Source organism: Flavobacterium sp. IB48, assembly GCF_016405855.1.
In the GTDB taxonomy this organism is placed as follows: domain Bacteria; phylum Bacteroidota; class Bacteroidia; order Flavobacteriales; family Flavobacteriaceae; genus Flavobacterium; species Flavobacterium ginsengisoli.
The window spans coordinates 86987-101475 of the sequence record NZ_JAEFCA010000011.1; the positions used below are offsets into that span (position 1 = coordinate 86987).

The 14489-nt window shown below is 32.6% G+C and carries 16 protein-coding genes; 13 read left to right on the forward strand and 3 right to left on the reverse strand.

Translation table 11 applies throughout. From position 1 onward, the window contains the following. Positions 1-18 precede the first annotated feature (18 nt). From JC605_RS22560 to JC605_RS22615, 12 genes are all read left to right on the forward strand, one after another. Positions 19-1182 carry a glycosyltransferase family 2 protein gene (locus JC605_RS22560; RefSeq protein WP_198858340.1) on the forward strand — a complete coding sequence of 388 codons (1164 nt, stop codon included), beginning with the start codon at positions 19-21 and terminating at the stop codon, positions 1180-1182. Between the two features lie 84 nt (positions 1183-1266). Further along, the gene (locus JC605_RS22565; protein WP_198858341.1) at positions 1267-2622 is read left to right on the forward strand and encodes a dihydrolipoamide acetyltransferase family protein; all 1356 of its coding nucleotides are present in this window, start codon (positions 1267-1269) and stop codon (positions 2620-2622) included. A 218-nt stretch (positions 2623-2840) separates the two neighbouring features. Continuing rightward, a complete protein-coding gene (locus JC605_RS22570; RefSeq protein WP_198858342.1) occupies positions 2841-3611 on the forward strand; it encodes a 3'-5' exonuclease in 771 nt (256 codons plus the stop codon). Between the two features lie 88 nt (positions 3612-3699). Beyond that, entirely contained in the window at positions 3700-4311 is a 612-nt protein-coding gene (locus tag JC605_RS22575; RefSeq protein WP_111289096.1) for a fumarylacetoacetate hydrolase family protein, read from the forward strand. Next, complete coding sequence (locus JC605_RS22580) at positions 4311-4655, forward strand: Hpt domain-containing protein (protein WP_008468078.1); 345 nt, start codon at positions 4311-4313, stop codon at positions 4653-4655. Before JC605_RS22575 ends, JC605_RS22580 begins: the two co-directional genes overlap by 1 nt. A gap of 175 nt (positions 4656-4830) precedes the next feature. Beyond that, positions 4831-6084, forward strand: coding sequence for a CinA family nicotinamide mononucleotide deamidase-related protein (locus JC605_RS22585; RefSeq protein WP_198858343.1), 1254 nt, complete (start codon positions 4831-4833; stop codon positions 6082-6084). Between the two features lie 71 nt (positions 6085-6155). Then, entirely contained in the window at positions 6156-6392 is a 237-nt protein-coding gene (gene rpmB, locus JC605_RS22590) for a 50S ribosomal protein L28 (RefSeq protein ID WP_008468080.1), read from the forward strand. A 27-nt stretch (positions 6393-6419) separates the two neighbouring features. Next, entirely contained in the window at positions 6420-6602 is a 183-nt protein-coding gene (gene rpmG / locus JC605_RS22595) for a 50S ribosomal protein L33 (RefSeq protein ID WP_011963553.1), read from the forward strand. Positions 6603-6679: 77 nt separating this feature from the next. Continuing rightward, a complete protein-coding gene (locus JC605_RS22600; protein WP_070261881.1) occupies positions 6680-6832 on the forward strand; it encodes a DUF4295 domain-containing protein in 153 nt (50 codons plus the stop codon). Positions 6833-7021: 189 nt separating this feature from the next. Beyond that, positions 7022-7975, forward strand: a complete 954-nt coding sequence (ftsY, locus tag JC605_RS22605; protein WP_198858344.1) for a signal recognition particle-docking protein FtsY — start codon at positions 7022-7024, stop codon at positions 7973-7975. Positions 7976-8487: 512 nt separating this feature from the next. Next, the gene (locus tag JC605_RS22610) at positions 8488-8928 is read left to right on the forward strand and encodes a lipocalin family protein (RefSeq protein WP_198858345.1); all 441 of its coding nucleotides are present in this window, start codon (positions 8488-8490) and stop codon (positions 8926-8928) included. Further along, the gene (locus JC605_RS22615) at positions 8909-9205 is read left to right on the forward strand and encodes a DUF721 domain-containing protein (protein WP_095931056.1); all 297 of its coding nucleotides are present in this window, start codon (positions 8909-8911) and stop codon (positions 9203-9205) included. Before JC605_RS22610 ends, JC605_RS22615 begins: the two co-directional genes overlap by 20 nt. A gap of 142 nt (positions 9206-9347) precedes the next feature. Here JC605_RS22615 and JC605_RS22620 read toward each other — a convergent pair whose 3' ends face one another. From JC605_RS22620 to bshC, 3 genes are all read right to left on the reverse strand, one after another. Next, positions 9348-9767, reverse strand: coding sequence for a nucleoside-diphosphate kinase (locus tag JC605_RS22620; RefSeq protein ID WP_012026941.1), 420 nt, complete (start codon positions 9765-9767; stop codon positions 9348-9350). A gap of 170 nt (positions 9768-9937) precedes the next feature. Next, positions 9938-11209: an acyltransferase family protein gene (locus JC605_RS22625; protein ID WP_198858346.1), complete on the reverse strand. Its 1272-nt coding sequence runs from the start codon at positions 11207-11209 to the stop codon at positions 9938-9940. Between the two features lie 123 nt (positions 11210-11332). Beyond that, complete coding sequence (bshC, locus tag JC605_RS22630; RefSeq protein ID WP_198858347.1) at positions 11333-12922, reverse strand: bacillithiol biosynthesis cysteine-adding enzyme BshC; 1590 nt, start codon at positions 12920-12922, stop codon at positions 11333-11335. Between the two features lie 272 nt (positions 12923-13194). Here bshC and JC605_RS22635 point away from each other — a divergent pair, with 272 nt between their 5' ends. After that, positions 13195-14472, forward strand: a complete 1278-nt coding sequence (locus JC605_RS22635) for an MFS transporter (RefSeq protein WP_198858348.1) — start codon at positions 13195-13197, stop codon at positions 14470-14472. Positions 14473-14489 lie beyond the last annotated feature (17 nt).

Below are 14489 nucleotides of genomic sequence, written 5' to 3' on the forward strand. Positions count from 1 at the left end.
CTACAGACTTAATTATTCATGCAATTATCGATTGTTATTTTAAACTACAATGTGCGTTACTTTCTCGAACAATGCCTTTTAAGCGTTCAGGAAGCAATTGCAACAATCGACGCAGAAATTATTGTTGTTGATAATAATTCATCAGACGAAAGCGTTTTGATGATGAAAGAAAAATTTCCTAGCATAAAACTGATAGAAAACAAAGATAATTTTGGTTTTCCAAAAGGCAATAATATTGGTGTTCGTCAAGCGAAAGGAAAGTATGTTTGTATTTTGAATCCTGATACTGTCGTTGCAGAAGACACTTTTACAAAGATTTTGGCTTTCGCCGAAAGGCAAACTAATCTCGGAATTATTGGCTGTAAATTAATTGACGGAACAGGGCAATTTCTTCCAGAAAGTAAACGCGGAATACCAACTCCTTGGGTAGCGTTCACAAAAGTTTTCGGATTGTATAAAATCTTTCCTAAAACCAAACTTTTTAATCAGTATTATGCACAGCATTTAAATGAAAATGAAACTGGAAAAGTAGCTATTCTCGTTGGAGCTTTTATGTTTCTAGAAAAAGAAGTTTACGAAGAGTTAAATGGTTTTGACGAAAATTGTTTTATGTATGCCGATGATATTGATTTGTCTTATCGAGCTTTACAAATCGGGAAAATAAATTTTTACTTTCACGAAACGACAGTTTTGCATTATAAAGGAGAAAGCACTGTAAAAGACGAAAAATATATGATGCGTTTTCAAGAAGCTATGAATTTCTTTTATCAGAAGCATTTTAAGAAATCGCAGTTTTTTAGTGCCTTTATTCAAATTGGCTCTTTTTTGTTTTCTGTTGCAAAAAAGTTTCAAGGAAAACCAAAAGAAAATCCATTGCCAGAAAGTTATTTTTTATGCTCCGAAAATGAGAATTTCGCTAAAAAACTAGCTCCGATTTTGGAAAATAAAGTTGCTTTTTTAGATTTCAAAGAAGAAAAAATGGTAAATTCGTGCCTAATTTTAAAGGGTAAAAAGACAGAGATCATTTTGGATAATCACTATATTTCATTCAAAAAATGTATCGAAATCATAGAAACTCTTAAAGATAAGCAGGTTACTTTTAAAATTTTTCCCAAAAATACAGGTTTTATTATTGGAAGTAATTCAAGGAATGACAGAGGGCAAATCATGAAAATTGAGTAAAAAATTATATTAAATGAAATTTATGTTTAAAATTTTCGTTAATTTCGCAATCTGAAAATCAAAAACATCTTTTAGATTAACAATATGGCAAGATTTGAATTAAAGCTTCCTAAAATGGGAGAAAGTGTCGCTGAAGCAACCATAACAAACTGGTTGAAAGAGGTTGGAGACAAAATTGAGGCTGATGAAGCCGTACTCGAAATTGCAACAGATAAAGTTGACAGCGAAGTGCCTAGCGAAGTATCAGGAATTTTAGTTGAGCAATTGTTTGGTAAAGATGATTTAGTGCAAGTAGGGCAAACTATAGCTATTATTGAAACTGAAGGAGGCGATGAGCCAAGTGCAGTAACAAATAAAGTTGAAGAAGTTGTGGTTCCTGCTGAAGCTGCTGAAATTGAAAAAACAATCGAAGCGGTTAAAGAAACAGTAACAACTTCTCAGGATTATTCAAGTTCAGATAAATTCTATTCTCCATTAGTAAAAAATATTGCAAAAGAAGAAGGCGTTACTTTAAACGAACTTGAAAATATTGCGGGTTCTGGAAAAGATGGACGCGTAACAAAAGAAGATATTTTAAAATATGTAGAAGATCGTAAATCAGGTGCTGTTCAGGCTCCTAAAACAGTTGAAGCAGCTCCTCAAATTGTTGAGGCTCCAAAAGCGGAACCTGTGAAGGCAGTTGAGCAAGTTGCTCAAAAAAGCCAGCAAGCAGTTCCAGTTTCTGTAAATGGTGCTGACGAAATTGTTGAAATGGACAGAATGCGTAAACTGATTTCGGGTTATATGACCGCTTCGGTTCAGACTTCTGCTCACGTACAATCTTTTATTGAGGTTGACGTAACGAACATTGTAAAATGGAGAGATAAAGTAAAAACAGCTTTTGAAAAAAGAGAAGGCGAAAAATTGACTTTTACTCCGATTATGATGGAAGCAGTTGCAAAAGCTTTAAAAGATTTTCCTGGAATGAACATTTCTGTTGACGGAGATTATATCGTTAAGAAGAAAAATATCAATTTAGGAATGGCGGCGGCATTGCCAAACGGAAATTTAATTGTTCCTGTAATTAAAAATGCAGATCAGTTGAATTTGGTTGGAATGGCAAAAGCGGTTAATGATTTAGGAAACCGTGCAAAAGCTGGAAAACTAAAACCAGATGATACACAAGGAGGAACTTATACAGTTACAAACGTTGGTACTTTTGGAAGTGTATTCGGAACGCCAATTATCAATCAGCCACAAGTTGGTATTCTAGCTCTTGGCGCAATTCGTAAAGTGCCTGCTGTAATTGAAACTCCAGAAGGTGATTTTATCGGAATTCGTCAGAAAATGTTCTTGTCTCACTCTTATGATCATAGAGTTGTTGACGGAGCTTTAGGAGGAAGTTTTGTGAAAAGAGTAGCAGAATATTTAGAGGCTTTTGATGTAGATAGAGATTTCTAAAATTCATTTTAAAAATAAATTCAAATCCGATAGGTTTTAAACTTATCGGATTTTTTCTTTTGTAAGAAAAGAATTAAGTGAAAATGCGTAATCTTGATAAAGGCTTATTTTAGAAAAGTTAAAATCGTGATTTGAAAGCTTTTTTCGACAAAAAAAATCAGAATAAAGAGAGATATTCCGCTTTAAAAATTACATTTGTAAACTTATAAAAATTAGAAATGGAATTAAAACTTAACAAGCCAATTTGCTTTTTTGATCTCGAAACAACGGGAATTGATATCGGTAAAGATAGAATCGTAGAAATTTCAATATTCAAAGTTTTTCCTAACGGAAACAAAGAAAGTAAAACCTGGCTGGTTAATCCAACAATTCCAATTCCTCCACAAACAACTGCAGTTCATGGCATAACAGACGAAAAAGTAGCCAACGAACCAACTTTTGCAGAACTTGCTCCGCATATTCACAATATGATTAAAGATAGTGATTTGGGAGGGTTTAATTCAGATCGTTTTGATATTCCCCTTTTAGCAGAAGAATTGCTTCGTGCAGGAGTTGATTTTGATATGAAAAACAAAGTTTCTGTAGATGTGCAGACTATTTTTCATAAAATGGAAGAGCGTACCTTAAGTGCTGCTTTGAAATTTTATTGTGGAAAAAATTTGGATAATGCGCATTCAGCAGAAGCTGATACAATGGCAACTTACGAAATCTTGAAAGCGCAATTAGATCGTTATCCAGAATTAGAAAACGACATGAAATCTTTATCTGAATTTACAACACGAAAAAAAATAGCAGATTTTGCCGGAATGATTGCTTTTGATCAAGATGATGAAGAAATTTTTACTTTTGGAAAACACAAAGGTGCAAAAGTAGAAAAGGTTCTAGAAACAGAGCCAGGATATTTCAGCTGGATTCAAAATGCTGATTTTCCTCTATATACCAAAAAAGTTTTGACAGCAATTAAATTAAGAAAATTAAATACGAAATAAGTTTCTAAGATGCTAAGGTTCTGAGATTCTAAGTTTTTTTAGATTCTTAGTATCTTAGCATCTCAGTATCTTAGCAACTTGAAAAAGAATGAAAATAATTTGTGTCGGCAGGAATTATGCCAATCATATAGAAGAGTTGAAAAACGAGCGTCCGAGTGAGCCTGTTGTTTTTATGAAACCTGATTCTGCGGTTTTGCTGAAACAGCATCCGTTTGTAATTCCAGAATTTTCTGAAGATGTTCATCATGAAGTTGAAATAATCGTAAAGATTAATAAAGTTGGAAAATATATTGAGCCAAAATTTGCTCATAAATATTATGATGAAATAAGTGTAGGAATCGATTTTACTGCTCGAGACTTGCAAAGTAAATTGAAAGAAAAAGGGCTTCCGTGGGAAAAAGCCAAAGCATTTGATGGTTCTGCGGTTATTGGTGATTTTTTGCCAAAAACTGATTTTGTTTCTATGGAAAATCTTAATTTTGAATTAAGAAGCAATTCAGAAACAGTTCAAAAAGGAAACTCTAGTATGATGCTTTGGAAGATTGATGAATTAATCTCACATGTGTCTCAGTTTTTTACTTTAAAAATTGGAGATATTATTTTTACAGGAACGCCGGCAGGTGTTGCGGCTGTAAAACCAAATGATGTTTTAGAAGGCTTTTTAGAAGATAAAAAATTATTCAGAATACAAGTAAAATAATGGCTTTAAAATACAACCTTTCGAAAGTATATGCGCTTTCAGATAACGATCCTGAATTTGTAAATCAGATTTTAACTTTATTTGTTACAGAAGTACCAGAAGATTTGAAGCAAATTAAAGAAGGAATTAAAAAGAAGGATCATAAATATGCTTATTCGTACGCACACAAAATAAAGCCGACATTAGATTTAATGGGATTAAATGTGGCTTTTGAAGAAATTTTGCAAGTAGAAGCTTGGACAAAAGCTGAAGGCAAGAAAAAAGATATTATCGAAACTTTTAAAAGTATTAAGGTACAAGTAAAAGAAGCGATTAAAGAAATAAAAAAAGATTTTGATCTTTAATATAAAATTTGACTTATTCCTGTTTTAAAGGAATAAGTCAAAACATTTTTTAAATTTTGTAAACAGGCTTATAGTTTGTAAAAGCCGTTAATACCTTCCTCCAAAGACAAAATTTAAATTTTCTACTTATAAATTATTGGCTTATTTATTTAAGCAACAAAAATATTTCACTGATATGAAAGCAGCAATTATTACTATTGGAGATGAAATCTTAATTGGCCAAATCGTAGATACAAATTCGGCTTTTATTGCTAAATCACTCGATAGAATTGGAGTTGAGGTGGCAGAAATGCTGTCAATTAGCGACGACAAAAAACATATATTAGATACTTTTGCTCAATTGCAAAATAGAGTAGATGTTGTAATTGTAACTGGCGGATTAGGTCCGACAAAAGATGATGTTACAAAGAAAACATTCTGCGAATATTTTAATGATGAATTGGTTGTAGATCAAAAAGTTTTGGCGCATGTAACCGAATTGATTGAAGGTTTTTATAAAAGACCAATTTCTCAATTGAACAAAGATCAAGCTCTAGTTCCGTCAACTTGTACTGTTTTGCATAATAAAGTGGGAACAGCGCCAGGAATGTGGATGAAGAAAGAAAATACCGTTTTTATTTCGCTTCCAGGAGTTCCTTACGAAATGAAATATTTGGTAGAAGAAGAAATAATTCCAAAGATTGTTCGTGAATATAAACGCCCATATATTATTCATAAAACTATTTTGACTTATGGTCAAGGCGAAAGTTTAGTTGCAGAACGTATTGAGCAATGGGAGAATAATCTTCCAGAATTTATAAAATTGGCTTATTTGCCAAATCCGGGCCGAGTTCGTTTGCGTTTGACCGCCAGAGGAACTAATAAAGAAGAGTTGGAAGAAGCAATAGAATCTAATGTTCAGTCTTTAGATGCTATAATCCATGATATAATTGTAGGCTACGAAGAAAACGAGACAATCGAAACAGTAATTGGCAAATTGCTTTCTAAACAAAGTAAAACTATCTCAACAGCAGAAAGTTGTACAGGAGGAAGAATCGCTTCGCTACTGTCGTCTGTTCCGGGTTCGTCGGGCTATTTTAAAGGAAGCGTTGTTTCTTATGCAACAGAAGCCAAAGTAAATGTTTTGGGAATTCCGCAAAATTTGATTGATCAGTTCTCGGTTGTAAGTGCTGAGGTTGCTTCGGCTATGGCGCTGAGCGTGAAAGATTTGCTGAAAACCGATTATGCGCTAGCAACGACAGGCAATGCAGGGCCCTCAAAAGGAGATTCTGATGCCGAAATAGGTGCTGTTTTTATTGCTTTGGCAACTCCAAACGGGGTAATTGTGGAAGAATTTAACTTCGGACAACCTCGTGAAAAAGTGATAGATAGGGCATCTGTCAAGAGTTTAGAAATTTTGCAGAAAGAAATTTTAAAATTTGTGCAATAATTTTTTGCTACAATGGTTTATTTTTCTTTTCTTTGCACCCTGATTTTGAATAACGATAAAAGATAAGTATAATGTCAAGAGTTTGTGACCTTACAGGTAAAAGAGCGATGGTAGGAAATAACGTTTCTCACGCTATGAACAAAACTAAGAGAAAGTTTTCTGTAAACTTAGTTAAAAAGCGTTTTTATCTTCCAGAAGAAGATAGATGGATTACTCTTAGAGTAGCAGCATCTACGATAAAAACAATTAATAAAAATGGAATCACTGCAGTTTTGAAAAAAGCGCAGTCAGAAGGATTTATCAAATAATCTTTTCCTAAATAAATATATAGCAAGATGGCAAAGAAAGGTAATAGAATCCAGGTAATTTTAGAATGTACTGAGCACAAAGCTTCTGGTGTTGCAGGAACTTCTAGATATATTACAACTAAGAACAAAAAAAATACTCCAGACAGATTAGAGATTAAAAAATTTAATCCAGTTTTGAAAAGAGTAACTGTTCACAAAGAAATTAAGTAATAATTAGAGATTTTTATAAATCTCAAATGGTTTAGCCATTTCGAGTTTTATGAAAAACTTCAAATAACATTTGAATCATGGCAAAGAAAACCGTAGCATCGTTACAAACAGCTTCTAAGAGATTGTCAAAAGCCATCAAAATGGTGAAATCTCCTAAAACTGGTGCATATACATTCGTAGAATCTATTATGGCTCCTGAAGAAGTTGATGAATTCTTGAAAAAGAAATAATTACAATTACATTATATAGAAAAGCTACTTTCATTTCGGAAGTAGCTTTTTTATTACCTATATTTGTCTAAAAATTTAAAGAATCGTAACAATTGGCCTTTTTTTGAAAAACAATTGCGCTTTCTTTAAAGATTTGGATTTCTTGCGTAAAAATCAAGAAATCTAATAAATCTAAATAATCTACAAAAAATGAGTTTTTTTAAAAAATTATTCTCTACCGAAAAAAAGGAGACTTTAGACAAAGGTCTTGAAAAAACAAAAACTACTTTTTTTTCAAAGTTAAGTAAAGCCGTTGCAGGTAAATCTAAAGTTGATGATGATGTTTTAGATGATCTGGAAGAAGTTCTTGTGGCTTCTGATGTTGGGGTAAATACTACTTTAAAAATTATCACAAGAATTGAAAAGCGTGTTGCTGAAGACAAATATCTAGGAACAGAAGAGTTAAATCAAATTCTTCGCGATGAAATAGGTGCTTTATTATCTGAAACAAATACGGGTGAAGCAACAGAATTTGAAATCCCAAAAGATAAAAAGCCTTACGTTTTAATGGTTGTTGGAGTAAATGGAGTAGGTAAAACGACAACAATTGGTAAATTGGCTTATCAATTTAAAAAAGCAGGACATAAGGTAGTTTTAGGTGCAGCTGATACTTTTCGTGCTGCAGCAATTGATCAATTGCAAGTGTGGGCAGATAGAGTAGATGTTCCAATTGTAAGACAAAATATGGGAAGCGATCCAGCTTCTGTTGCTTTTGATACTTTGCAATCTGCAGTTGCTCAAAATGCCGATGTTGTTATTATTGATACTGCTGGACGTCTTCATAATAAAATCAATTTAATGAACGAGCTAACAAAAGTAAAACGTGTAATGCAAAAAGTAGTTGCTGATGCGCCTCATGATGTGCTTTTAGTTTTGGATGGTTCTACAGGTCAGAATGCTTTTGAACAAGCAAAACAATTTACTGCTGCGACAGAAGTTACTTCATTAGCTGTGACTAAATTAGACGGAACTGCAAAAGGCGGTGTTGTAATTGGTATTTCAGATCAATTTCAAATTCCTGTAAAATATATTGGTGTTGGTGAAGGAATTGAGGATTTGCAAGTCTTTAATAAATATGAATTTGTTGACAGCTTCTTTAAATAATTAATTAATGAAAAATATATCTGCTTTAACGTTTTATTTTGCTAGTGTACTATCTTTTGTTCTGGCAAATGTTTTAAAATATAAAAATCTTTCGATATATTATGTTTTACTAGTTTTAGGAATAGTTTTATTCTTTTTGGGAGTTCTTAAAAGAATACGTTCTAATCGATAAATATAATTGAAAATTTATTGAGTCTTTAAATAGGATTCGTTTAGGCGTTTCTATTTGAAGACTTTTTTTTGTGCTGTCTGCTTTGAAAAATAGTTGAATGTGTTTTCGATTTTTTGTTTCTTTTGATGATTATAAGACTATCTTTGCAGTCCAAGAAAAATTTCTTTTGAAAACAGAAATCCTTGCTTTGATAAGGCAAACATCTTTTTGCTTTTTCCTTTAAAAGACAAAAGAAATAATGGATGACAGCACATATGCAGTAGCGAACTAATGGAGTAAATGTCTCCTAATTCTTAGACTTCATTTCAAGAAAAAAGAATAAAATTTAATAACTTTATTTATGAAAAACACTTTTATAGTTTTGTTTTGTTCACTTTTGTTTGTGAGCTGTAAACAGGAAGTAAAACCTGCAGATATTGCTAAATTGAATGGCTATTGGGAAATTGAAAAAGTGATTTTTGAGAAGGGCGAAGAGAAGGAGTATAAAATGAATGAGACTTTTGACTTTTTTCAAATTAAGAATAATAAAGGTGTCCGTACTAAAGTGATGCCGCAATTTGACGGTACATTTTTGACAACAGATACTTTTGAGAATGTTTCGGTGCGTTTTGCTGGAGAACAGGTTTTCTTAGATTACAAAACGAAATATGCAAAATGGAGCGAGGAAATTATCTCTCTTTCTGATGATGAATTAGTGGTTAAAAACTCACAAAAAATAGAATATCATTATAAAAAAGCTGGACCAGTAAACCTTTTGAACGATGGCGAAAAGACTAAATAACGAAAGTACTATTAGTGCTGTTTTACAGCAAATTATTCAAGTGAACAAATTGCAGCCAGGGATGGATCAAATTGATGTTCGCGACGCTTGGAAAAATCTTATGGGAAGCGGTGTAAACACTTATACCCGGAATGTTGTTCTAAAAGGAAGTACGCTTTATGTAGAATTAGGTTCTTCTGTTTTGCGCGAAGAATTAACTCACGGAAAATATAAAATCGTAAAAATGATTAATGAAGAACTTGGACGTGAGGTGGTGAAGGATGTTGTGCTTCGCTGATTTTAGATTTTAGATTTTAGATTTTAGATTTTAGATTTTAGATTTTAGATTTTTCCATATAAAAAAATCCATTCGCTTAGCGAATGGATTTTTTTATTAGTGATATTAGATTCAGCAATCTAATATCTACAATCTAATATTATTAGAATTGCTCTCTTCCTGCAAAGTGGAATGCGCTTTCGATTGCAGCATTTTCGTCGCTGTCAGATCCGTGAACTGCATTTTCTCCAATTGAAGTAGCGTATGCTTTACGAATAGTTCCTTCAGCAGCTTCAGCTGGATTTGTAGCTCCAATTAAAGTTCTGAAATCTTCTACTGCGTTGTCTTTTTCTAAAATAGCGGCAACAATTGGTCCACGAGACATGAATTCAACTAATTCTCCGTAGAAAGGTCTTTCTGCGTGAACTGCGTAGAATGCTTTAGCATCAGCTACAGTTAATTGAGTTAATTTTAATGAAACGATTTTGAAACCACCATTAGTGATCATTGCTAAGATATTCCCGATGTGTCCATTTGCAACAGCATCTGGTTTAATCATTGTAAAAGTTCTATTTGTTGCCATTTTATATTTTATTAAATTTTGTGCAAAAGTATACTTTTTTTATGAATTGATTTTAATAAATTCATAATTTAAACATGCTGGAATGATGTTTTGAGCAAGAAATGCTGAAAATTTATTTTTTGAATAAAAAAGACGCTTTATTGTGCGTCTTTAATATGGGCTTTTAAACATTATACTTTAAAAATAAGTTTGTTCTTGTAGAATATCCATAATATAAATGTCCAGATTCCAACGTATGTTAATGCGCCCGCTAAAGATGCAGTCATTGCATTACTAAAAAATGGTGCAATTCCGAAACGGTATAGATAATCTAGGAGGTTGATTTGGTCGCCTGGAAGTAACGGATGCGGAAAATTAATCATTATCAAAGCTTGAGGAATAATCTGTGAAGCAAAGAAAACAATCATCGGATTTACTCCCCAAATAACGAATAATTTGAAACCTTTTTTGTATTCTTTAATGTCAATGATGTAATACAAAATAGTTAAGCAGACAATTGCCAATCCTGTGGTGTATAAAACATAACTGCTTGTCCAGATTGATTTGTTTATTGGAAAAACCAAATCCCAGATTAGGCCAAAGAAAATAAGTGAAGTTCCTATCGTACCCATTCTTTGTGCTTTCTGAATTTTGGTTACAGAAAGCAATAAAATTTGTCCGATAAACAAACCTATTATTCCATTAACAATTGATGGTAATGTGCTTAAAATTCCTTCAGGATCCCAAGTTTTGGTTTCGTGATACATATGTCCTTTTAGGAAAATGCTGTCATTCCACGCGGCCAAATTTGTGCCTTGGTCTAAATTAGCTTCTCCAAATCCTGGAACAGGAATTAAAGTCATTACTGCCCAATATCCTAAAAGTAAAAAAGCTCCTGTAATAATTTGAGTTTTTCGAGATGTCTTTAAATACAAAAGTGAAACCACAAAATATACAACGGCAATACGCTGTAGAACGCCTGGAAGGCGAACGTCTTGATAGCTTTCAAATCCGCCATATGCTAAAATGAGATAAAGAGCCAATATCCCAAATGCAAAAATATTTTTTAGTCGTGTGCTGAAATTGCCCATTAATGCATAGCCAACAACAAAAGTAATGATTAGGCGTCCTATTAGAAGCGGGATTCCGTCTAAACCAAACAACTGAATTTTTCCAAAGAAATTAAAGAAAATCCCTAAACAGAACATTCTTAAAGAACGAATCAGGATTTTGTTGAATGTCGTTTCATCGTATTTTTTCTCTGGCATTGCAAGAGGAACTGCAACTCCCATTATGAAAATGAAAAACGGAAATACAAGATCAGTTGGTGTACAGCCATTCCATTGCGAATGTAAAAGTGGCGGATAAACATTTCCCCAATCACCGGGATTGTTTACAATAGTCATCAATAGAATTGTCAGTCCGCGAAAGACATCAAGCGAAATTAGGCGTTCTCTTACCATTAGGTTAGCTAGTTAATAGGTTATAAAATATAATTCTATTTGGTTTGAGAGAGTAATGATTTAGGAAATGTGCTGGTTATTTGTTCCTAAATCATTACTTTATAGTTTCTAAAGATAATTATTTTAGATTATTATGATGTCAAAATTATGTTCTAATGGCTTTAATTTCTGAATTAAAAGTGGAATTAATTGCTCTCCTTTTTCTAAATAAAATTCAGAAAAATTAGCTTGACGTTCCTGAAGACTATTGTTTGGAAACAATTCGCATTGCAAATCTGTAACTCGCTCCAATTGATCTGCCAGTTTTCTTTTTTGTGCTTTTAATAAACGTTTTTCTAGATTTTCTAAACCTTTCTTTTGTTTTACTTCTTGTGCTTTTACGGCACCAGAGAAAGATTTGTCTGTTTTTTCAGCCAATTCAAAAAGATAGGCAAACTGTTTTTCAAGTGCTTCTTTTTGCGGAGTTAAATCAATTGGAAATGGAGAAAGTTTATGTGTAATTTCGTTAACCAAGCTTTCAGATTTACTGAATAAATCTTTCCAAGTTAAATTTAAATTATCTGCTTTTTTAACTTGTTTTTCGGTTGCTAAAAGAACTGAATTTCGAACTAATAAAATTGGAAAAGTAATATTTACAGCCTCAAAGAAAGCTTTTAATTCTAGCCAATAAGCAATTTCTCCGCCTCCGCCAATGTAGCAAAGATTTGGGAGAATGATTTCCTGATATAAAGGACGCATGATTACGTTTGGACTGAACTTTTCAGGATTGCTTTCTAACAATTTAAATATTTCATCTTTAGAAAATGAAATTTTAGTGTTGTTAACCACATATTTATCATTTTCAAAAATAATTCTTTCGCGAAGCTTATCTTCAATATAAAATAAATTAATCTCACGCGGATTTACTTGAACGGTATAAGCAGAAAGTTCTTCAATAGACTTTTGAACTTCTTTAAATGAAGTCTGATTTTCTAATTCTTCTTTTACATACGGAACAAAAGCGCGTTTTAAATCGGCATCGTCTGCATCTATAATTACTAAGCCGTAACTTGCAAAAAGTGCATTTGCTAAATAGCGAGTCGCATCGGCTAGATTTTCATGTTTTAAATAAGCATCTTTAAAAAGCTTTTTAAGTGCGTTTGCATTAGTACTTGAGCCTAATTCTAGAGAATAAACTTCAAATAATTCTTCTAAGCCTTCGGTTGATAATCTTCCGACTGGACCAGTGCTTTCAGCATTCCAACGGATTTTTTTTCCTTTAAAATTGAAATAATTGATTTCTTCAAAATCATGATCTTCAGTAGCCATCCAATAAACTGGAACAAAATTGTGCGAAGGATATTTCGACTTTAATTCTTTGGTTAAATTAATCGTAGAAATAATTTTATATAAAAAATACAGTGGTCCGCTAAATAGATTGAGCTGATGTCCAGTTGTAATTGTAAATGTGTTTTCGAGTGCTAAAAGCGAAATATTCTGTTTGGTTAAATCTGATGCTTCAATATTTTGATATTGTTTTTGCAGAGTTGCAACCAATGCTGTTCTGTTGTTATGGTCAAAATTCGCCGATTTTTCGGCTATTTGTTTTTCGAAATTTTCTAGGCTTGGGAAATTATTGTACAGCGGTTTTAACTCTGGTTTTTGATCTAAGTAATCTTGCATTAGTTTAGAGAAATATCCAGAAGATTGAAAGCTGATACAGTCGGTAGGCATAATTTTAAGTTTATTTTTGACAGCTGTAAATTTAATGAAAATATACAGTTAAAAACGCTTTTAACGAATGCTTAAGATTTGATTTTTGATTTTTATTTTAAAATACGTAAAATCAAGTTTTTATGTTTGATTAAAACACGTTGTTTTTAAATGGAAAACACATGAAATTTGTTAAAAAACGAGAAGTGTTTTAAAACTAATTCTTCTAAAGATGAATTATTAATAATGAAACTATATTTTTGTAATCAAAAAAAAAGTTATATCCGTTTTACATGAAAACTAACCCAAATAAAAAGAACTCTCTAAAACACGTTCTCTTTGGAAGCCTTATTGGTACCACAATCGAATTTTTTGATTTTTATATTTATGCCAATGCAGCTGTATTGGTTTTTCCGCAATTATTTTTTCCTAGTTCAGATTCGACAATGGCGACTCTTGAATCTTTAGCGACTTTTTCTATTGCTTTTTTATCTCGTCCATTGGGGTCTGCTTTTTTTGGACATTATGGAGATAAGATCGGGCGTAAGTTTACTCTTGTAGCAGCTTTATTGACAATGGGAATTTCGACAGTTACAATCGGATTTTTACCAAGTTATGCAAGTATTGGCGTAGCAGCACCTTTATTATTAATGCTTTGCCGATTCGGACAAGGTGTAGGTTTAGGAGGAGAATGGGGAGGAGCTGTTTTATTGGCGATAGAAAATGCACCACCAAATAAACGTGCGTGGTACGGAATGTTTCCGCAATTAGGCGCTCCAATAGGATTGTTGCTTTCAGGAGGAACTTTTCTTTTGTTAACAGATTCCATGAGCAACGAAGATTTTATGAATTATGGTTGGAGAATTCCTTTTATTGCTAGTGCATTTTTGGTAATAATTGGTTTTTACATTAGAACTAAAATTACAGAAACACCTTCGTTTGAAAATGCTAAAAAGCATGAAGAAGAAGTAAAAGTTCCGTTCTTGACTTTGATAAAATCATATAAAAATCAATTGATTTTTGGAACATTTGCAGCAATTACAACATTCTTGGTTTTCTATTTAATGACAGTATTTACATTAAGTTGGGCAACTTCAGATTTAGGAATCGTTAAAAGAGACGGATTATTAATTCAATTATTCTCTGTATTGTTTTTTGCTCTTTTCATTCCAGTTTCGGCTGTTGTGGCAGATAAAATTGGTCGACGTAAAATGCTTATCGTAGCGACAGCGGCTATCGCTATTTTCGGATTCTTCTTTTCTTATTTTTTAAGTATTGGAAATATTACGCAAGTAGCCATTTTTGCTTGCATCGGAATGTCGTTAATGGGTTTCACATACGGGCCTTTGGGAACTTTTTTATCTGAATTATTTCCAACGAATGTTCGTTATTCTGGTGCTTCGTTGACTTTTAATATGGCAGGAATTCTAGGAGCTGCTTTTGCCCCTATGATTGCAATTTATCTAGCTTCTACATATAGTGTGAGTTATGTAGGCTATTATTTAACTGCTGCAGCATTGATATCTTTAGTTTCGTTTATGGTTATTAGCAAAGACGAACATAAATTTTAAGAATCTCTTTTTAAAAA